Source organism: Bifidobacterium mellis (assembly GCF_000967265.1).
Taxonomy (GTDB): domain Bacteria; phylum Actinomycetota; class Actinomycetes; order Actinomycetales; family Bifidobacteriaceae; genus Bombiscardovia; species Bombiscardovia mellis.
The window spans coordinates 679,139-699,356 of record NZ_KQ033885.1 but is presented as its reverse complement, the minus strand read 5'-3'; the positions used below and the strand labels follow the sequence as shown (position 1 = coordinate 699,356).

Here is a 20,218-nt window from a genome sequence, read left to right as displayed (position 1 = left end):
GTCAGTCGTCAGGCAGCTCTTCCTTGTTTTCATGCGCCTTGATGACCTGGGCATACACATCCACGTAGCGCTGCCCGCTCATCTCCTGAATCTCCTGCATGATGCGGTCGGTCAGGTTGCGGATCTCCTCGTGGGTGAGGCTGTTGACCGGCACGTAGGGCACGGTGATGGGCTTGCCGAAGATGACCTTGGTCCTGCCCTTATGCGGAAGCACGTGGCCAGGCTCCTGAAGCTGCCGGGTGCCGATGATGGCGGTGGGCACCACTGTCGTTCCGGTCTCGAAGGCCAGCCGCGCCGCCCCGGTGTGTCCACGGTAAAGTCTGCCGTCCGGGCTGCGCGTACCCTCCGGATGGATGCCGAAGATATGCCCGTGTTCAAGGATGGAACGTGCCGTTTCCATGGCTCCCAGCGACTTGGAGCCGCCCGACCTGTCGACGGGGAAGACTCCGACCGAGCTGAACCACCACTTCTTGAACTTGCCCTTTATCCCCTTGCCGTTGAAGTATTCGGCCTTGCCCATGAAGTGGATCATCCTGGGGCAGGTGATGGGCAGAAGGGCGTCGTCGATGACGGCCAGATGGTTGGAGGCGATGATGGCAGCCCCCTGCTTGGGAATGTTCCCCGTGCCTTCAACGGTCGGTTTGAACCAGATACGCGCCAACGGACCGAGCAGTTTGACGAAGAACCAGTACAGCACAGAGACTCCTTGGTAGCGAATGCGTGCGGCCGAGGTTACGATGGTTCTATGACCGAGCACAAGCATAACGACGCCGGGAATCAGTATAACAGCGAGGCGGGAACCGGGCCCTCACAGGGGGACGAGGAGTGGGCGGACTTCCTGAATTCGCACGCTGACGAGCTGGGTTCCCTGGAATCGTCCAGGACGGCCAAGGAGTTCGAAAAGAAGGCCCGAAAGTCCGAGAAGAAGGCGGCGCTGAGGGCCGAGGACCTGAAGCGCGACTCCTTCGTCGGCGGCTCCGGACCGCGCGATTTCCAAGGCAGCAGCTGGCTGGACACCGACGAGGTCATGGACCAGTCGTCGAACTTTGTGCCGCCCAACCCCGATCTGAGCGACCTGGGCAGAAGGCATGCGGCCTTCATGATCATGACGGTGCTGGGCCTGATCTGCTTCTTCCTGACCATATTGATCCCCCGCTGGTCCGGCTTGACCGGCCTGCTGGCGGGACTGCTCCTGCTGATAGGCATCGCAGGACTGATCATCGACCGGAAGAACTTCCGCGACGATTCAAGCGGGCTCTTCGATGACGACGAACGGCACTACCGGCGATAATGCCGAGTGCCGCCATATCCAGCATATCCAGGCCACCAATACGTTCGGACCCCACTGGCAGGAACATCAGCCAACGGGGTCCGAACAGGTTTTGCAACCGCGAACCTAGACCAGGACAGGACGGCGTGTCCGTTCCTCTTGCCGGCAGCGGGACTGCGCTTCCTGGGCTCCGTGGATCCAGGCTGCCAGCAGGTCGGCCGCCCTCCCCTGGTCCACAACCTGGGTAGCCAGTTGGTAGGCCTGGGCAAACCGCACGCTCAGGTCGGCCTCGGGACCGGCATCGATCTGTGTGCCGTCGGCCACGATGGCCGAGGCCGCATTGAGCAGGGCCGTGGAACGCGAAGGAACCGACTTGCCGGCCAGGAAGTCCCTGACGACGCTGGCGTTGAAGGCGGGATCGCCACCGCGTAGGTCTTCCGGATTGACCGGGTCGAGACCCAGTTCGCGAGTCGGGTCAAAGGAGCGTTCCTCCACCTTGCCCTGGTGAATCTCCCAGATGGAGACCGGGCCGGTCGGGGCCATCTCGTCAAGGCCTTCGACCGAGGTGTAGACCATGCCCTCCTGACCGCGAGAGGCATAGACCTGGGCCATCATGGGGCTCAGTTGGCGCTGGGCGCATCCTATGGCCACATAGCGCGGGTTGACCGGGTTGGTCAGGGGTCCCAGCAGGTTGAAGACGGTCGGAATACCCAGCGACGAGCGGACAGGCCCTGCAAACCGCATGGCGGGGTGGAAGGTCTTGGCGAAGACGAAGGTGATGCCGTAACGATCCGCCATGGCAGCCACCTCCTTGGGCGGCAGATCCAGGGGAAGACCCAGCTGTTCCAGACAGTCGGCAGTGCCGCTCTTGCTGGATGCGGCCCGGTTGCCGTGCTTGACGATCCTGACCCCCGCAGCCGCAGCCACGATGGCACCCATCGTAGACAGGTTGACCGTCGCCGCCCCATCGCCGCCGGTGCCGACGATGTCGGTCACGTCGCCGCTGACCTTCAGCGGCACCGCATGGCCCACCATGGCCTTGGCAGCCCCCTCGACCTCCGGGCTGGTCAGTCCCAGGGCGGACTGCATGGACAGGGCGGCTCCCACCTGGACAGGGTCGGCATGCCCGTCCATCAAATCGTTCATGCACCACTCGGCCTCATCCGCGCTCAGGTGCCGACCGGACACCAAGGAGTTCAGGACGGATTTCCAGCTAAGTGGCCGCATGATGACTCTTTTCCTTTGAAGAAGCGGGGCTGGATGCCCCGCTGTTTGCTCTAGGTTTACTGCCCTGCCCCTCCCCTGCACAAGGCAATCCCATATTCTGGTCACTTTGCTACCAATATATGAAAGTAGGCAATCCAATATATGGAAACGGCCACCGCCCTTGTGAGCGATGGCCGTCAGTCAGATCGGCAACCTTATCTGCAGAAGCCGCTAGTGATTATGCGAACCTGTCATTTCTTCTCGTTCTGGCCGTGGCACATCTTGTACTTGCGTCCGGAACCACAGGGGCAGGGGGCGTTGCGGGGCGTGCCCGGGAAGGTGCGGCCATCAGACCAAGGCGAGTGATCCTCTACGGCCTTGGGCCTCTTGTTGGCAGGGACCTTGCCCTCGGCATGGCTGATAGGGGCAGGTCCGACCGGGGCCGGAGCACCCTCGTCAGCGGCATCCTCAGAGGCATCCTCCTCTGAATCCTCCTGGATGCTGCCAGCCGGAGCACCCTCGTCATGCTCCTCGGCAGTCTCGTCAATGTCGGTGGTCTCGTCCTCGGCATCAGGCTCTTCAGGCGCCTGGTAGTTGACCGGCTCGGACTGGCTCTCCTCGTTCTCCTTACGCTCCTCGCGGGCCCGCCGCTCGTTCTCCTGGCTGGCCGCGATCTGCTTGAGGTCCACGTTGAAGAGCAGCTGCACGGTCTGCTCCTTGATGGCGTCGATCATGGAGTTGTACATCTGGTAGCCCTCGCGCTGGTACTCGACCAGGGGGTCACGCTGACCCATGCCGCGCAGGCCGATGCCGTCCTTCAGGTAGTCCATCTCGTAGAGGTGCTCACGCCACTTGCTGTCCAGGACGGAGAGGACCACCTGGCGCTCCAGCTGCCTGGAGCCCTTCTCGCCCAGCTCGTCCTCACGCTGCTGGTAGATGGAATCGGCATCCTCCACCAACTTGTCCGCCAGAGCCTTGACGGCCTTGTCACCCTTCAGACCCTCCAGGGAGTCCATGGTCTCATCCTGGTCAAGACTGACCGGGTAGACGGAGGCCAGCGCCTTCCAGAGCCCGTCGGCATCCCAGTCCTCGGGCTTGTCCGAGCCCTTCTGTGCACCCCGGATGTATGAGGTGATGGTCTCGCTGATGAAGCGGAGAATGTCCTCGTGGATGTCCTCGCCCTTGAGCACCGCCTGACGCTCGCCATAGATGACCTGACGCTGCTTGTTCATCACATCGTCGTACTTCAACACGTTCTTGCGGATCTCGTAGTTGCGGGATTCCACGGACTTCTGTGCGTTGCGCACACCCTTGGAGACGCTCTTTTTGTCGATGGGCTGGCCCTCGGGCAGGCTCTTGGACATGAGCTGAGCCACCATCCCGGTATTGAACAGGCGCATCAGATCGTCTTCCAGGCTCAGGTAGAACCTGGACTCGCCAGGATCGCCCTGACGGCCTGAGCGGCCGCGCAGCTGGTTGTCGATACGGCGGGACTCGTGCCGCTCGGTGCCCAGTACGTACAGGCCACCCAGCTTGACGACCTCCTCATGCTCGTCCTTGACCTGCTCCTTGACGGAGTCCAGCATCTTGGGCCAGCGCTTCTCATACTCCTCAGGAGTGTCGTCGGAGGAGTAACCCTGCTCCTTGAGCTTCTGATCGGCAAGGAACTCCACGTTTCCGCCCAGCATTATGTCGGTGCCACGCCCTGCCATGTTGGTGGCCACGGTCACAGCCCCCTTGCGCCCTGCCACAGCCACGACCGCAGCCTCGCGCGCATGCTGCTTGGCGTTGAGGACCTGATGGTCGATGCCGGCCACGTCCAGCAGGGAGGAGACCACCTCGGAGGACTCCACGGATGCGGTGCCCAGTAGGATGGGCTGGCCCTTGGCATGCCGCTTGGCCACATCGCGGACGATGGCGGTCAGCTTCTCCTTCTTGGTGCGGTAGATCAGATCCGGCTGATCCTTGCGGATCATGGGCTTGTTGGTGGGGATGGGCAGCACGCCCAGCTTGTAGGTGTTCATGAACTCGGCGGCCTCGGTCTCGGCCGTTCCGGTCATGCCCGCCAGCTTGTCGTACATGCGGAAGTAGTTCTGCAGGGTGATGGTGGCGAAGGTCTGGTTCTCGGCCTTGACCTCCACGCCCTCCTTGGCCTCGATGGCCTGGTGGAGGCCCTCGTTGTAGCGGCGGCCCTTGAGCAGACGGCCTGTATGCTCGTCCACAATCAGGACCTCACCGTTCTGGACCACGTAGTCGCGGTCGCGCAGGAAGAGCTCCTTGGCCTTGATGGCGTTGTTCAGGTACCCGATCAGGGCGGTGTTGGCGGGCTCGTAGAGGTTGTCGATGCCCAGGTAGTCCTCCACCTTGGTGATGCCGGGGTCCAGGATGCCGACGACCTTCTTCTTCTCGTCGACCTCGTAGTCCTCATCCCTGGTGAGCTTGGGGACCAGCTTGGCGAACTGCCGGTACCATCGGGTCACATCGCCCTCGGCGGGTCCGGAGATGATCAGAGGAGTTCGAGCCTCGTCTATCAGGATGGAGTCCACCTCATCCACGATGGCGAAATGGTGGCCGCGCTGGACCAGCTCGTCCTTGTCCCAGGCCATGTTGTCACGCAGGTAGTCGAAGCCGAATTCGTTGTTGGTGCCATAGGTGATGTCCGCCTGGTACTGCTTGCGGCGCTCGGCGGGACGCTGGTCGGTGATGATGCAACCCACGCTCATGCCCAGGAAGCGGAAGATGCGCCCCATGAGCTCGCTCTGGTAGGAGGCCAGGTAGTCGTTGACCGTGACCACGTGCACGCCCTTGCCTTCCAAGGCATTCAGATAGCTGGGCAGGGTGGCCACCAGGGTCTTGCCCTCGCCGGTCTTCATCTCGGCGATGTTGCCCCAGTGCAGGGCCGCTCCGCCCATCAGCTGGACGTCGAAGTGCCGCTGGCCCAGGGTGCGCTTGGAAACCTCGCGAACCGTGGCGAAGGCTTCAGGCATCAGGGAATCGAGGGATTCGCCGTTCTCAAGTCGCTGCTTGAACTTTGGCGTCTGACCCTTGAGCTCCTCGTCGCTCATGGCCGAGATCTGATCCTCGAAGGCGTTGGTCGCCTTGGCCACCCCCTGAAGCTTGCGAATCTGACGACCCTCGCCCATACGGAGGACCTTGTCCAAGACTGCTACCACGTTGCGCTCCCTACCGTTCTTTTATGGCCTTCGCACGCCCTCAGCTGACGTAGGCCCAGACCTTGATTATCTTACGCGAATGCACCGATTTTCTCGAAACCGATGGTTCCGCAAACCCGGCTGCGGCCTTGGCAGCCGGACCGGGCATTGAAGAGGGCAATTCTCCGGAGGCCGGGCCAACCTGCCGCCGGGGAATCGCCCCACTGTTCAATATCCGTTTTGCTCTTACTTCTTCTGGCCTACATGCTCAGGCGTATCGATTTCGAAGACACCGTAGCTCCAACCGTGCCGACGGTAGACCACCGACGGCCGCCGGGTCTCCTTGTTGACGAAGAGGAAGAAGTCGTGGCCGATCAGCTCCATCTCGTAGAGGGCCTCGTCGATGCTCATGGGCTCGGCGATGTGCAGCTTGCGGCGGATGACGATGGGAGTGTCCCCCACCTGCACCTCGACCGACTGACCCGGTGCCAGGTCCGAGGCCACGGCGCTCTGGGCGCTGTTGTCTGGATTGGACTCCTGGCCCTGATCGCCCTCATCACCTGCCTGGTCATCCACGGGCAGATCGGCGGGCAGTGGCGGATGCTCCAGTCCGCGGCGATGGTCCTTGCGGCGGTCGCGGACCCGGCGCAGACGCTGGGTCAGCTTGTCCAAGGCCATGTCCAGTGCGCTGAACTCGTCGGCGCTGGAAGCCTCGGCGCGAATCACGGTCTTGCCGGCCTGGACCGTGAGCTCCACCCTCTTGGCGCTGTCAGCCTGGCGGGGATTGCCTTCATGTGTCAGAACGACCTGGATGCGCTGGGCATCGGGGGCGATGGCCGTCACCCTGTTCATCTTGCTGTCCACAACGTCGCGGAACCGCTGCTTGATTTGGGTATGTCGACCGGTAATGACGATCTCCATGGGAATCTCCTTGCACTTGTGAGCGGACGAACCGCTGGTGCGATGGCGGACTTAGTCACCATCGACTGTGCTTCCGATTGTATCCGAAGAGCGGGGCTGACTCACTGATTGAGCTTGAGGCCAGAGCGGGATCATGACCGATGGTTCGGTCGTTCAGTTCCGCTATGCTGTATCCCCGAGACCTCTCGGATGGCCGCGGTCCCTCCTCCTGGGAAGGGCTGAGGAACTTCCGGGCTCCACAGAGCACGATGGCGGATAACGTCCGCCCAGGGTGACCTGAGAGATAGCGCAACAGAGAACAGACCGCTCGCCTGGTAAAGGCGGGCAAGGGTGAAACGGCGGTGTAAGAGACCACCGGGTCGACGGTAACGCCGACCGCATGGCAAGCCTCATCGGGAGCAAGGCCAAGCAGAAGGCATTCAGGGGCTGCTCGTCCCGCCTTCGGGTAGGCCGCTAGAGCCTGGCGGCGACGTCAGGTCGAGATGGATGGCCATCCGTCGTCCGGATTTTCATCCGGTCGATGACAGAACCCGGGGTATATGAGAGGTCTCATCTTCTCTTTCACTGTGTGATGCCTTGGCAGCAATCAGCTCAATTCAATCAAGAGAGTCGTCGGAGACGAAAAGGTCGGCTGCCACCTGGTTGAGGAGGCCGGGGCTGTGGCCCTTGCGTGATCCGGCACTCCAGAATCGGCGTTTTCGGACCTTGAGATCGAGTCCGGCCGTCTTGCGGGCAACCTTGCGGCCAAGCTCGTAGGCGGAGTCGACGAAGAGTCCCTCACGAGAGGCCTGGGCCACCACCTGCGCAGCCAGTCCCGGATCCAGACCCTTGCGGGTCATCTCCGAGAGCACACCCCGCTCCCCCATGGTGCGATGCAGGCAGGAACGCAGCAGATCCTGGGCATAGGCCTGGTCATCCACAAGACCCAGCCTGGTCAACCGGTCGACCACCTGATCGACCACGTTCGTGTCGAACCCCTTGTCGACCAGACGACGGGCCAGCGCCCCGCTGGAACGGGCCGCCGCATCAAGCAGGGTCAGTGCAGCCTCCCGGCAAGCATCCGCATCAACAGCATCTGCTCGCGGAGCTGCAGGTGCTGAGCCTCCGCCAAAGCCGCCGGCACGTGGGCGACGGCCACGGCGGCGAGTCCTTCTGTCGGAACCCCGGGCAGAACGGCGCCCAGGGGAATGGTGACCTGCCAGGGATTCATCACCCATATCAACATTGGCAGCACTGTCAATATCTTCAAGACTGCCTCCGAACTGGGCGCCACGCCCCAGACCGAGGACAGGGGGCTGCACTGGGCGGCTGTCTTCCTTGTCCTTGTCACTGTCATTCTGCCGGATAGCAACGGGGCGAACATCCGCAGTGAGCAGGGACTTTAAGGTATGCAGAGGGCCCGAATCAGACCGCGAATCGGTAGCGGAATCAAGGACTGTCCCAATATCTGCTGACCCTGCCGGACCTGCTGGAGCAGGCGCGCCCGCAGAGTCTGGCTGCAACTGGTCCGACCGAGAATCCACCGACTCTGCACTGGAGTCGGCAGAATCCTCGGTCTGAGTCAGTCGGACAGGATTTTCCTTGAGGAAGTCCTCGGCCGAAATCATCGGATCATGCAGCCTGGGCCGTGGGCACAGTGCTGTTGACGTCGACAGGAGCCGAGTCGTCTTCCTTGCTGCCCTGGTCAGCATCGGCCTGATCGGCCTTGTCGTCCTCAGAGGGGGCAGGAATAAGGCCGAAGGCCACCTTGACCTTATCCTCGATTTCCTTGGTCAGGCCGGGGTTGTCCTTGAGGAACTGACGGACGTTCTCCCTGCCCTGACCCAGCTGATCGCCCTCGTAGGTGAACCAGGAGCCCGACTTCTTGACGATGTTGGTCTGCAGGGCCATGTCCAGAACCGAACCCTCCTTGGAGATGCCCTCTCCATAGAGGATGTCGAATTCAGCCACCTTGAAAGGCGGGGCCATCTTGTTCTTGACCACCTTGACCTTGGTGCGGTTGCCCACTGCCTCGTCGCCGTTCTTCAGGGTCTGGATACGGCGGATGTCCAGACGGACCGAGGCATAGAACTTCAGGGCCTTGCCGCCGGTGGTGGTCTCCGGGCTGCCGAAGAAGACACCGATCTTCTCCCTGAGCTGGTTGATGAAGATGGCTGTGGTGTTGGCCTGGGACAGGGCACCGGTCATCTTGCGCAGGGCCTGGCTCATCAGACGGGCCTGCAGACCCACGTGGCTATCGCCCATATCGCCCTCGATCTCGGCCTTGGGCACCAGGGCGGCCACCGAGTCGATGACGATGACGTCCAGTGCGCCCGACCGGATCAGCATGTCGGCGATCTCCAGCGCCTGCTCGCCGTTGTCCGGCTGGGAGACGATCAGGGAGTCCGTGTCCACGCCCAGCTTCTTGGCGTACTCGGGATCCAGAGCGTGCTCGGCATCGATGAAGGCGGCCACTCCACCGCCGGCCTGCGCATTGGCCACCGCATGCAGAGCCAGGGTGGTCTTGCCCGAGGATTCCGGACCATAGATCTCGACGATGCGGCCGCGGGGCAGTCCGCCGATGCCCAGGGCCATATCCAAGGCCAGGGACCCGGTGGGAATGACCTCCACATCCTGGGCAGGCTTGTCGCCCAGACGCATGGCCGAACCCTTGCCGAAGCTCTTCTCCACCTGCGCGAGGGCCGTGTTCAAGGCTGCCTGGCGACGGGGATCGATCCCGCCCTCCTCTTCCTTCTTCGCCTTGCCACTGTTGCTCTGACGTGCCATATGGCTCTCCTTCTTAGTAACCGACCTCACGATGACGACATCCTGATTGACGACCTCACGATTGACAGCCTATCCGCCGTCGGAACCCGTCTGCGGTCCCGGCGCCCGATGTGGTCGAACGTGCCGATGGTCACCGGACCATGGGTATCAGTATACCCGACCATGCGAACAAATGTTCGAAAATCGCCTGGAGCGGGAAATAAATTCGCAGAGGATAAAATCCGCCGATCAGGCTGCCGGCAAGGGCGGCGCATTGTGGTCCTTCCCCCAGCGCCTGGAGTCGGGAATCTCCATCTGATCGCAGAGCACGTTCCAGACCACGCGCGGCTCCACGCCCGCATCCAGTGCCTCTATTACGGTCATGGCATCCAGGGCGGTCAGCCTTTGGTCACGGGCCAGACTGCGTCCGTAGACCCGCCCGAAGACCTCCTCCAGCAGCTGCCAGAATTCCCGTTCACGCACCCGACATCACCTTTCGTCCAAGACCCACCCTGTCACACCCCTTCTACGGTAGCAACCGACAGTCAGCAGAAGAGGGCGCCTGGTTCCTCAGAACCGGACGCCCTCGAGAACGGTCCGCCGGGTCAGCCGACCGGACCTGACATGCTTACTCCTGAGTGGACTCCAGATAGTCCGCCACCATCCGCAGGGTCTGCGGCACCCCCAGGCCCAGCGCGTCGGCGATGGAGCTCAGCAGTTCGGAGCTGGCCTCCTTCTGGCCGCGTTCCACCTCTGACAGGTAGCCCAAGGACACGCCCGCCTTCTCGCTGACCTCACGCAGGGTCTTGTGATCGTTGGTCCTCAGCTCGCGCAGCACGTGGCCCAGGGCCTCGCGCAGGGAGACGGTATGGGTGACGGCCCGGCCGTCATTGGCGGAGGCTGCCCGCTGACGGCTGGCTTCCATGCCGTCCTCCTCCATCCACATCTTGTTCAGGTTGGCCTGGCGCTCCTCCTTGGCCTTCTTGGCGGCCTTGGCACGGATCACCTGCTGCTGGGCGAAGACGACGGCACGACGCTGGGCGGGTGTCAGATCACGAACCCGCGCGTTGCGCTCCACTCCGGGTGCGGCCGGCTTGACATCATAGGTTTCGTTGGTTCGAGTCATCACGGTCTCGGTGCTGGCCATAGCAGCCCCTTTCGCCATTATCGTGTTCAACTTCTTACACACTGACCAACAGACCAGCCGCTGGATTATTCCAGGGGAGGAACCCGAAAGGCCTGCTTTGTGACCAAGGTCACGTATGCGCAAGGTCCGGTATCGCCTTGTGGATATCAGGCCGTCAGCCGAGCGAGTGCAGGGCCCGATCCAGCTGGTCCAGAATCCGCATGACCGTACCCCGGCGCACCTGTTCGCGGTCGCCGTCCAGATGCAGCTCGTAGGCATAGGTCCGGTAGGCGTGGGACTGAAGGCCGGTCTCTATACGTCGACCCATCACACGGACGGGCAGGGCCAGACCGATGTAGACCAGCCCGGCAGGATCGTCCCCGTCAGGGCCCGGACCGGCCACACCCGTAGTGGCCATGCCGATGACCGTGTCCTCGTGCCCTGGCCTGGTGTAGAGCCTGGCCGTGCCCTCGGCCATCTCCTGGGCGACCCGTGGATGGACCGCGCCCTGGGTGGCCAGCAGATCCTGGTCCACCTTGAGGATCGCGGCCTTGGCGGCGATGTCGTAGGTGACGGCCGATCCAAGGAAGACGTCTGAGGCCCCGGGGATCCTGACGAAGGCATCGGCCAGCAGCCCTCCGGTCAGCGATTCGGCGGCGGCCAGCAGCAGGCCCGAATCACGGCAGGTGTCGATGATCCGTCCAGCCAGGTCGTCGCAACGGCCCTGCACGCTCTTGCCGATCATCGCCGCATCCCTATCACGTATTCCGCGCCCGAGTAGAGGCAGAGGGCCAGGGCCACCAGGATGACCACACGGGTGGCCACCAGGTACCAGGGCCAGACGGCCGACAGGGGCACCATGAGCATGCCCAGGCCGATGCATTCAAACAAGGTCTTGTACTTGCCGGCCTGGGAGGCGGCGATGACCCGGCCCTGCTTGTTGATGACCAGGACCCGCAGCAGGGTGATGCCCAGTTCCCGCACCAGGAAGAGCAGGGTGACCCACCACCAGAGCTCGCCGAAGGCGGAGGCCACGATCAGCGCCGAGCAGATCAGCAGCTTGTCGGCAATGGGATCCATGAGTTTGCCCAGCTCGGTCACCTGGTTGTACCGGCGGGCCAGCCACCCGTCCAGCTTGTCGGTCGAAGCGGCGAGGATGAAGAGCACGGCGGCGGTCCACCGCATGCCAGGCCTGCGCTCGCCCCAGGGACCGGCCATCAGATCCAGGACGATGAAGACCAGGACCAGGAGGATACGGGTGTAGGTGACCAGGTTTGGGGGTGAATTCCATCCTTCGAGAAGCCTGCGCCTCTCACGACCGGTCTCTGACTCGGCATGCTCCTGCATTGCCACTCCTTATACGCGATACTCGTGCGCTCGGGCCGTCCAACAACACATGCCGGGCGGCAGTTTCATCATAACGGTAGACCAGACCCAGCTTTTTGGGCCGATGTTCAGCCCTGCGCTTGCTCATCCGGGGCGGGATCCATGGAGGTGGCGTCACCTCTGATGAATGCCAGGGCCTGCTGCAGCTGCGGCGGTTGGATGAGCACCTCGCGGGCCTTGGAACCCTCCGATGGCCCTACGATTCCCCTCGACTCCAGCAGGTCCATCAGTCTCCCCGCCCTGGCGAAGCCCACACGCAGCTTGCGCTGGAGCATGGAGGTGGACCCGAACTGGGTGGTCACCACCAGCTCGGCCGCCTGGAGCAGCTCGTCCATGTCGTCGCCAATCTCCTCCTGGATCTCGTTCTTGTGGTCGGCCTTGTCGGCCATCTGCTCGATGTCCTCGCGGTAGTGGGGCTTGCGCTGGGTGCGCACATAATCCACCGCCTTGCGAATCTCGGACTCTGAGACCCATGCCCCCTGAACGCGGGTGGGTTTGGCCTGGCCCATGGGCAGGAAGAGGGCATCGCCCTGGCCGATCAGGGTCTCGGCGCCGGTGGCATCCAGAATGACCCGGGAATCCGTTGAGGACGATGTGGCGAATGCCAACCTGGAGGGGATGTTGGCCTTGATCAGACCGGTGACCACGTCCACCGAGGGCCGCTGGGTGGCCAGGACCAGGTGGACGCCGGCGGCACGCGCCAGCTGGGTGATCCGCTGGATGGAGCTTTCGACATCGTTCTTGGCCACCATCATCAGATCGGCCATCTCGTCGACCACCACGACCAGGTAGGGATAAGGGGCCACCTTGCGGTTGGAGCCGGCGGGAGCATGGACCTTGCCCTCGCGCACGGCCTTGTTGAAGTCCTTGATGTGCCGGAATCCGAAGAACTGCAGATCGTCGTAGCGGGCGTCCATCTCCTTGACCACCCACTCCAGGGCCTGGGCGGCCTTCTTTGGTTCGGTGATGATGGGTGTGAGCAGGTGGGGAATGCCGGCGTAGGCGCTCAGCTCCACGCGCTTGGGGTCCACCATGATCAGGCGGACCTGCTCCGGCGTGGCCCGCATGATCAGCGAAACCAGCATGGAGTTGATGAAGCTGGACTTGCCCGAACCCGTGGCGCCGGCCACCAGCAGGTGGGGCATCTTGGTCAGGTCGGCGGTCACATAGTGGCCTTCCACGTCCTTGCCCACGGCGGTCATCATGGGGTTGTCGTCCTGCTGGGCCTTGTCGGAGCGCAGCACGTCGCCCAGGTGGACGATCTCGCGGTCGACGTTGGGAATCTCGATGCCGATGGCCGACTTGCCGGGGATGGGGGACAGGATGCGCACGTCCGAGCTGGCCACCGCGTAGGCGATGTTGCGCTGAAGGTTGGTGACCTTCTCCACCTTGACGCCCGGGCCCAGCTCCACCTCGTACTGGGTGACCGAGGGGCCGCGCAGGAAGCCGACCACCTTGGCGTCCACATCGAACTGCTGGAAAGTCGATTGCAGGGCCTTGATGACCGCGTCGTTGGCCGAGGTCCTGACCGCGTGGGGCTTGCCCTTGACCAGCAGGTCCGTGCTGGGCAGCACATAGGGTCGGCTCTCGTCCACCTGTCGGTCGTCGGATGCACCTGACGCGTCTGCAGCCTGGGCTTCGGCCGTATGATCGCCTGCTTCCGGAGCGGGCTGGGCGTCCATCTGCACGGTGTCGGCCGCGGCGGCGGCAGCAGCCCAGGGATCCGAGGCCCCTACGCCGGACAGCGCGGCCGGATCCACCTTGGGATGCCCCTTCTCCCTGGCATCCAGGAGCGCAGCCGTGGCCGGGGCCTCCACCGCGGGCATGCTCTGCGTGGACACCTGGTCACCCTGGTCGGCTTCCTCCAGCGAGGCCGCCTGGGAGAAGGGCTCGTCAGCCTCGTAACGCTCAAGATGGGTGTCCGTATCCTTGCGGATGCGGCCATGCAGCAGCCGACTGAACCAGCCGGCCACCCCGCCCTTGCCGGGGTTCTGGGCATCCTTCTGGTCCGACTCCTGATGGGTGGGCACGCCGGGCGCCAGGGGCAGGGTGTCATCCCCCAGCCTGACCTCGTTGGGGGCTGTCTGCGCCGGAGCCGAGCTGGAGGCATGGGTCCTCTTCCCGCGCAGCCAGGCCATGAGGTCGCTCATATGGAATCTAAAGGTAATGAAGAAGCCGAAAATGGCCACGAGGACGAAGATGATGACGGCAAAGACCTTGGACAGCCCCCAGGCCAGGGGCGACCCCAGGAAGAAGCCCAGAAGGCCGCCTGAATCGCTGATGGCCCTCATGTCGAAGCCGCGATAATCCGAGGCCATGAGCACGTCCAGAATGGAGCAGACCGACCAGAGCACCACCATAAGGCCGCCCACCACAGGCAGGTTGCCGGCCTCGCGCCCGGTGTAGCAGACCAGCCGGAAGGCCGCAAAGAGCAGAACCACCGGCAGGATGATGCTGCAGAGCCCCAGAACGCCCGCAGCCAGGGCGTGCAGTCCTCGCCCCAGGAAGCCGTCCACACGGAACCATTCGCTGGCGCAAAAAAGCACGGCCAGAATGACCAGTACGAAGCAGAGCCCGTCCTTGCGGTAGGCGGAGTTGTCACCGTTTTTGCCGGCCACGGCACGCACCAGGGATCCAAAGCCCCGGGGCAGGGCCAGCAAGGCCTTGTGCCAGAAGGGTTCCGGGTCTTGGCTTTCCTTGGATGCGGTCCGGCCGCGACCGCGTGCGTCTGCTTGCTGCTTACGTGTCATAACCCTTTCAGCCTACCCAGAACCCCGGTCTGCATCGGGCCCGCCGGGTCAGTGTGCACAACTCTTTCAGACGGGGGCCGCCAGGGCTAGCATCGTTGGCATGACACCAGCCGAACGTCAGAGCGCCGTGGCCTTCGCCCTGCGCAACCTGCTTCTGGATGACCGTCAGCCCGGTCCTTGGGCCCTTCAGGCAGCCAGCGACTTTATGGCGGGCAGAAGGCAGGCCGAGGCGCTGGCCGACCAGGCCCGACGCTTGGAGGCCAAGGCGGATGCCCCGACGGATACCCTCTTTCTGCGGACCATCCTGGTCTGTCAGCGACCCTGGGCGACCGAGGGCGATCTTGCAGAGCTGCGGGCCATCCACCGCCGACTGCTGCCCGGCCAGCCGGAAGAGCGAGCGCTGCGCCGACCTCAACCGGAGGACGGCGCCAGTCTGTACCCGGCGGCCATGTTGGAGCAGGGAGCGGCAGCCATCGGCCAGGAGCTGGCGGCCGAACGCAACCTGGCCAGCCTGGACCGTCCGGTCTTCGTGGAGCGCCTGGCCCATTACTATGACGAGCTTTCCTACCTGCACCCCTTCGCCGACTGTGACGGCATGACCCTGCGCATCTTCCTCTCGCGCCTGTCGCACGATGCCGGCTGGGACCTGGACTGGGGACGGGCTGATCCGACCGCCCACCGCCGGGCCATCCAACGAGCGCTCCGGGGCAGCACCGATGACCTGCAGGCCCTGGTTGCGGGCATGGTCCGCCCGGTCAACCCAACCCGAATATTTCTGATCGCCGGCTGGGACCAGGGTCCGGCCCACTGAGTTGGCAGCCTCAGCCCGGCAACCTCAGCTTGGCAGCCGCTCGTTGCCGCTGCGCTTGGCGGCCTCGATGATCTGGGCACTCCGATTGATCAGTTCTGTCGCCCCGGCCTGGTCGTGGTCGCGGACGCGCCCCCAGTATCGTATTTTGAGCTGCACATACCGCTTCCGTGCCCGTAGGTCGGCCATCCGCTGGTCCAGTCGTCGCCCCTGCTCGGCCAGGAGCTCGATCTGCCGTCCGGCGGCCTCGGCCCCCGCCGCACGGTTGCCAAGATACTCCCGCATGTGCTCCAGGGACATGCCCGTAGCGCTCAGGCAGGAGATGGTCTCCAGCAGGTCCAGATCCTCCTGGTTGTAACAACGGTGGCCGCTTGAGGGGTCCCTGGCAATGGGCGGAATGATGCCGATGGTCTCGTAGTAGCGCAGGGTGGTCTCCGGCATCCCCGACATGAGCGAGGCCTGGCGGATGGTGTACCAGGGCCCGGATCCCTGGGCGATCTGGGTTTGGGCGTTCTGGGTTCGGGCGGTCTGGGTTTCAGCCTGGGGCTGCATGATGGTGGTCATACCCGTCCAGCCTAGGAACTTCAAGTACTTGAAGTCAAAGCGCGCCCAGATGGTGTCTGGTCACCCTCCCCTGGTCCGACTGGTCGGCCTGGGCATCCGCCTGGTCGAAGCGGCCTTGGTCGGCCCGGTCCACCAGATCCAGGGCCTGCCGGGCCAGGTCCGGGGCCAGGGCATTCAGCCAGTGGATGCGCGGATCCCGGCCGAACCAGCCCATCTGCTTGCGGGCCAGGCGCTTGGTCTTCTGCGCTATCAGACCGAAGGCGGCATCCAGGTCGGTGCGGCCGTCCAGGTAGTCCAGAATCTGCTGGTAGCCCAGGGCGCGTGAGGCCGTGGTCCCCAGGCGGTTCCGCAGCCCGCTCACCTCGTCGACCAGCCCCTGGTCGCGCATGGCCTGGGTGCGCTGGTCGATCCTGCGGTCCAGCTCCTCCCGGGGCAGGTCCAGCCCCAGCTGCAGGGCGGGCAGCAGGTAGCGGTACCGGGGCAGGCTGGCCGAATAGGGCCGTCCGGTGATCTCCATGACCTCCAGAGCCCGCACGGTCCGCCGCACATTCCGAGGGTCCATTCGCGCCGCAGCCTCCGGGTCCCGCTCCTGCAGCTCGCGGAAGATCAGCCCGGGTCCCTCCTCCTGGGCCCGCTCCTCCAGCCTGGCCCTGACCGCCGGGTCGGTGCCGGGGAAGGACAGATCGTCGATGACAGCCCGGGTATAGAGCCCTGAGCCACCGACCAAGATCGGCCGGATTCCCTGGGCCCGCAGGTCGGCTATCAGGGACCGGGCCATGGTCTGGAAGCGGGCCACGCTCATGGCCTCCTCCGGCTCGATGATGTCGATCAGGTGGTGGACCACCGCCTGCCGCTCACCTACCGAAGGCTTGGCCGTGCCCACATCCATCCCCCGGTACATCTGGTAGGCATCGGCATTGACGATATGGGCCGTCTGCCCGCGGGCCTGGAGAGCCTGTGCCAGGGCCACGCCCAGGGCGGTCTTGCCCGAGGCTGTGGGACCCACGATGGAGATGATGCGGGGTTCAGCGGATGCCATAGACCTGCCCCGCCCGGGGATCCGGGTCGGCGATCAGATAGTGGGGCCCGGCCTGGGTGACGGTGCAGGTGACCAGATCCCCGGGCTTTGGCGCAGGCATCCCCTGGGGCACGCCGACGTGGACCAGCACCCCGGTGCGCTCGTGCCCGGTCACGCGATGGGTGCTGCCGTCGTGTCGGCCGTGCCCGTCGCCGATCAGCACCTCCACCTCTTTGCCCAGGAAGGCCTGCATGTGCTCCAGGGTGATGGACTCCTGCAGGGCCTGCAGCCGCTCGAACCGGTCCTGGACCACGGCCTTGGGCAGCTGTGGCATGCGCGCGGCAGGCGTGCCCGGACGCGGCGAATACTCGAAGATAAAGGCGGACGAGAAGCGCGCCCGGCGCACCACGTCCATGGTGGCTTGGAAGTCCTCCTCGGTCTCCCCCGGGAAGCCCACGATGATGTCGGTGGTGATCAGGGCATCGGGCATGGCGGCCCGAACCTTGTCCAGTATCTGCAGAAAGCGCTGGGACCGGTAGGAGCGCCGCATGGCCCGCAGAATCCGGTCGGAGCCCGACTGCAGGGGCATGTGCAGCTGGTGCATGACCGTGGGCGTCTCGGCCATGGCCGCGATCACGTCGTCGGTGAAGGCCGCCGGATGGGGCGAGGTGAAGCGGATCCGTTCCAACCCAGGCACACGGCCGCAGGCCCGCAGGAGCCGGGCGAAGGCGTAGCGGTCCCCCGTAGACCAGCCGTAGGAGTTGACGTTCTGCCCCAGCAGGGTCACCTGGCGGGCACCGGAGCGCACGCAGTCCTCAACCTCCTGGAGGATGTCGTCCATGGACCGGTCCCGCTCCCGCCCGCGCACCGAGGGCACGATGCAGAAGGTGCAGGTGTTGTTGCAGCCGACCGATATGGACACCCAGGCCTGCGAGCGCGAGGCCCTGACCGCCGGCAGCCGCCCGGGCAGATCCCGCAGCTCCTGCGACACCCCCACCTGGGGCCGCCCGTCCTTGCGGGCCTTGTCCAAAAGCCCGGGCAGCGAGCCGATGTCCCTGGTGCCGAAGACCGCATCCACCCAGGGCGCCGCCTTCACGATCCGCTCCCGGTCCTTCTGGGCCATGCAACCGCCCACGGCGATCCGCGTGTCGGGCTTGTGCTGCTTGAACCTGTGCCAGCGCCCGATGGTCCCGTACATACGCTGGGTGGCGTTGTCGCGCACGGCGCAGGTGTTGAGCACCATCACGTCCACCTCGCGCGCGCGGACCTGCTCGGGCGTGGCCTGCTGGTAGCCCTGGGCCCGGAGCACCCCGGCGATCCGCTCGGAATCATGCTCGTTCATCTGGCAGCCCAGCGTCCGCACATAGTAGACGCCCCTGCTGTCCTTACGCTGAGCGGTCACGCTCATGCCCTTGCCTGCTTCCATAAGCCACGATTGTATGCGCAGGTCGGGTCCCACGGCCATCGGGGCCTGTGCGTACCATGAGTCATGGTTACGAACGGCGGCATGGGAGGTTCATGTGATACTCGAGCGTAACAGTGCCATGAGCGCATCCGAAATGAAGCAGCGACTGTCCGACCTGGACGAAAAGGACCGTCCCAAGCTGGACATCGACGAGATAACGGAGTTCGTCAATCTCATGCAGACCTACGAGGGGGCCATGTACGAGATTTCGACCAAACTGGACGTGCTGGACACCGAATTCCAGGTCCGGTTCAGCCACAACCCCATCCACCACATGGAGCGCCGGCTCAAGAGCGTGGACTCCCTGATCGGCAAGCTGCACCGCAAGAACCTGCCCGTCACCATCCCCTCGGTGCGCGATCACATCTTCGACGTGGCCGGCGTGCGCGTCATCTGCAACTACCGGGATGACGTCTACTCGGTCTCCCGCTACCTCTCCGACCAGTCGGACATCCAGGTGCTGAGGGTCAAGGACTACATCCGCAACCCCAAGATGAACGGCTACCGCAGCCTGCACGTCATCTACGCCGTGCCGGTCTTCCTGACCTCGGGCCCCCACTACACGCCGGTCGAGGTGCAGTTCCGCACCATCGCCATGGACTACTGGGCCTCCCTGGAGCACCAGTTGCGTTACAAGTCCGACCTGCCCGACGCCCGCCTGGCCGAGCACTCGCAGACCCTGCTGGACTGTGCCCGCTCCCTGCAGAACATCGAGGTGCAGATGCAGTCCATCCACCGCGACATCTCAGGTTCGCCCCAGGAGCAGGACTCCGACGACGAGGCCATCAGCAGCAATAACGATTAGCTGAATCCTCACAAATCCTTTACCATAGAAGCCAGGCCAGGTGGAAGGGTTGGGGCTTCCGCCGGGTCCCGGGAGGAGGCCCCGCCTGCAAGATCGGGTCTCCTCCTGTACCACCATCTCTCAGAAGTTGAAGTTGTCGGGATCCGCGCCGGTGCGCTCGTCCCTGTTCATGGCGGTGATGGCCTTCATATCCTCATCGCTCAGCTCGAAGTCGAAGACCTGCGCATTCTGCTCGATCCGCTCCTTGTGGGTGGACTTGGGGATGACGATGACCCCGCGCTGCAGGTGCCAGCGCAGCACGATCTGTGCCGGGGAGCGGTCGTAGCGTTCGGCCATGGCCTTGAGCCTGGGGTCGGCCAGCAGGCTGCCGCCGGTGCCGCCCAGGGGGCTGTAGGCCTCCACATCCACGCGCAGGGTGCCGTGGCAGTAGTCGATCAGGTCGCCGTTGACGAACTGTGGCGAGGACTCGATCTGGTCGACAGCCGGCTTGGTGTCGCTGATGGTGTGCAGCTCATCCAGGTGGTGCTTCTGGAAGTTGCAGACCCCGATGGCCCGCACCCGCCGCTGGGTGTAGAGCTCTTCCATGTCCTCCCAGGCCTGCTGCCAGCCCTTGGCGGGCCAGTGGATCAGGTAGAGGTCCAGGTAGTCCACGCCCAGCCGGTCCAGGCTCTCCTTGAAGGCCTCCTTGGCCCGCCCAGCGCGGATGTCGTCATTCCAGAGCTTGGTGGTCAAGAAGACATCCCGCCGGTCGACACCGGAGCGACGCAGACCCTCCCCCACGGACTGCTCGTTGCCGTAGATCATGGCGGTGTCGATGTGGCGATAGCCCGCCTGCAGAGCCCAGGTGACGGCCTGACTGGTGGCCTCGCCATCAGGCGTTTGGAAGACCCCGAGACCCAGCTGGGGGATGGTGACCCCATTGTTGAGGGTGATGACGGTGTCGGTGACGTTTCCGGTCATATAGGCATGCTCCTTATCGGCCGATCAGCGGCCGTGACGTGT

The 20,218-nt window shown here is 64.2% G+C and carries 17 protein-coding genes, 1 other RNA gene and 2 pseudogenes; 4 read left to right on the top strand and 16 right to left on the bottom strand.

The features are described 5' to 3' along the window. Position 1: 1 nt before the first annotated feature. Entirely contained in the window at positions 2-697 is a 696-nt protein-coding gene (locus tag JF70_RS03145; protein WP_045935258.1) for a lysophospholipid acyltransferase family protein, read from the bottom strand. Positions 698-745: 48 nt separating this feature from the next. On the opposite strand from JF70_RS03145, the gene JF70_RS03140 reads away from it, so the two are divergent. Continuing rightward, positions 746-1,291, top strand: coding sequence for a hypothetical protein (locus tag JF70_RS03140; RefSeq protein ID WP_045935257.1), 546 nt, complete (start codon positions 746-748; stop codon positions 1,289-1,291). Between the two features lie 105 nt (positions 1,292-1,396). On the opposite strand, the gene trpD is transcribed toward JF70_RS03140, so the two are convergent. The 4 genes and pseudogenes from trpD to hpf all read right to left on the bottom strand — a co-directional run bounded on the left by trpD (position 1,397) and on the right by hpf (position 6,549). After that, positions 1,397-2,497, bottom strand: coding sequence for an anthranilate phosphoribosyltransferase (trpD, locus tag JF70_RS03135; RefSeq protein ID WP_045935256.1), 1,101 nt, complete (start codon positions 2,495-2,497; stop codon positions 1,397-1,399). A 230-nt stretch (positions 2,498-2,727) separates the two neighbouring features. Then, a pseudogene (locus tag JF70_RS09325) lies at positions 2,728-2,913 on the bottom strand (SEC-C metal-binding domain-containing protein); the annotation flags it as partial. A 230-nt stretch (positions 2,914-3,143) separates the two neighbouring features. Then, positions 3,144-5,649: pseudogene (gene secA, locus JF70_RS03130) on the bottom strand (preprotein translocase subunit SecA); the annotation flags it as partial. Positions 5,650-5,874: 225 nt separating this feature from the next. Continuing rightward, positions 5,875-6,549: a ribosome hibernation-promoting factor, HPF/YfiA family gene (hpf, locus tag JF70_RS03125; RefSeq protein ID WP_045935254.1), complete on the bottom strand. Its 675-nt coding sequence runs from the start codon at positions 6,547-6,549 to the stop codon at positions 5,875-5,877. Between the two features lie 177 nt (positions 6,550-6,726). On the opposite strand from hpf, the gene rnpB reads away from it, so the two are divergent. Further along, positions 6,727-7,104, top strand: an RNA gene (rnpB, locus tag JF70_RS08625) — RNase P RNA component class A. 41 nt (positions 7,105-7,145) lie between these two features. On the opposite strand, the gene JF70_RS09090 is transcribed toward rnpB, so the two are convergent. From JF70_RS09090 to JF70_RS03085, 7 genes are all read right to left on the bottom strand, one after another. Next, positions 7,146-7,766: a regulatory protein RecX gene (locus JF70_RS09090; RefSeq protein WP_082069366.1), complete on the bottom strand. Its 621-nt coding sequence runs from the start codon at positions 7,764-7,766 to the stop codon at positions 7,146-7,148. 394 nt (positions 7,767-8,160) lie between these two features. Beyond that, positions 8,161-9,315 (bottom strand): recombinase RecA, encoded by a 1,155-nt coding sequence (recA, locus tag JF70_RS03110; RefSeq protein WP_045935252.1) that lies wholly within the window; start codon positions 9,313-9,315, stop codon positions 8,161-8,163. 228 nt (positions 9,316-9,543) lie between these two features. Continuing rightward, positions 9,544-9,777 (bottom strand): DUF3046 domain-containing protein, encoded by a 234-nt coding sequence (locus JF70_RS03105; protein ID WP_024627845.1) that lies wholly within the window; start codon positions 9,775-9,777, stop codon positions 9,544-9,546. Positions 9,778-9,922: 145 nt separating this feature from the next. Continuing rightward, positions 9,923-10,420 carry a helix-turn-helix domain-containing protein gene (locus tag JF70_RS03100; protein WP_045936074.1) on the bottom strand — a complete coding sequence of 166 codons (498 nt, stop codon included), beginning with the start codon at positions 10,418-10,420 and terminating at the stop codon, positions 9,923-9,925. A 175-nt stretch (positions 10,421-10,595) separates the two neighbouring features. After that, positions 10,596-11,165 carry a CinA family protein gene (locus JF70_RS03095; RefSeq protein ID WP_156149579.1) on the bottom strand — a complete coding sequence of 190 codons (570 nt, stop codon included), beginning with the start codon at positions 11,163-11,165 and terminating at the stop codon, positions 10,596-10,598. Beyond that, positions 11,162-11,767, bottom strand: coding sequence for a CDP-diacylglycerol--glycerol-3-phosphate 3-phosphatidyltransferase (pgsA, locus tag JF70_RS03090; RefSeq protein ID WP_045935251.1), 606 nt, complete (start codon positions 11,765-11,767; stop codon positions 11,162-11,164). The genes JF70_RS03095 and pgsA overlap by 4 nt, the downstream gene beginning before the upstream one ends. A gap of 107 nt (positions 11,768-11,874) precedes the next feature. Then, positions 11,875-14,556, bottom strand: coding sequence for an FtsK/SpoIIIE family DNA translocase (locus JF70_RS03085; protein WP_045935250.1), 2,682 nt, complete (start codon positions 14,554-14,556; stop codon positions 11,875-11,877). Positions 14,557-14,656: 100 nt separating this feature from the next. On the opposite strand from JF70_RS03085, the gene JF70_RS03080 reads away from it, so the two are divergent. Next, positions 14,657-15,367: a Fic family protein gene (locus JF70_RS03080; protein ID WP_045935249.1), complete on the top strand. Its 711-nt coding sequence runs from the start codon at positions 14,657-14,659 to the stop codon at positions 15,365-15,367. 24 nt (positions 15,368-15,391) lie between these two features. On the opposite strand, the gene JF70_RS03075 is transcribed toward JF70_RS03080, so the two are convergent. The 3 genes from JF70_RS03075 to miaB are packed head-to-tail and all read right to left on the bottom strand — an operon-like array spanning position 15,392 to position 18,372. Continuing rightward, positions 15,392-15,928 carry a MerR family transcriptional regulator gene (locus JF70_RS03075; RefSeq protein WP_082069365.1) on the bottom strand — a complete coding sequence of 179 codons (537 nt, stop codon included), beginning with the start codon at positions 15,926-15,928 and terminating at the stop codon, positions 15,392-15,394. Between the two features lie 34 nt (positions 15,929-15,962). Next, positions 15,963-16,967, bottom strand: coding sequence for a tRNA (adenosine(37)-N6)-dimethylallyltransferase MiaA (miaA, locus tag JF70_RS03070; protein WP_045935248.1), 1,005 nt, complete (start codon positions 16,965-16,967; stop codon positions 15,963-15,965). Then, positions 16,954-18,372 (bottom strand): tRNA (N6-isopentenyl adenosine(37)-C2)-methylthiotransferase MiaB, encoded by a 1,419-nt coding sequence (gene miaB, locus JF70_RS03065; protein ID WP_045936071.1) that lies wholly within the window; start codon positions 18,370-18,372, stop codon positions 16,954-16,956. Before miaB ends, miaA begins: the two co-directional genes overlap by 14 nt. Positions 18,373-18,505: 133 nt before the next feature. On the opposite strand from miaB, the gene JF70_RS03060 reads away from it, so the two are divergent. Then, on the top strand, positions 18,506-19,216 hold the full coding sequence (locus JF70_RS03060) for a GTP pyrophosphokinase (protein WP_045935247.1): 711 nt from the start codon (positions 18,506-18,508) through the stop codon (positions 19,214-19,216). 120 nt (positions 19,217-19,336) lie between these two features. On the opposite strand, the gene JF70_RS03055 is transcribed toward JF70_RS03060, so the two are convergent. After that, the gene (locus JF70_RS03055; RefSeq protein ID WP_045935246.1) at positions 19,337-20,176 is read right to left on the bottom strand and encodes an aldo/keto reductase; all 840 of its coding nucleotides are present in this window, start codon (positions 20,174-20,176) and stop codon (positions 19,337-19,339) included. Between the last annotated feature and the right edge of the window lie 42 nt (positions 20,177-20,218).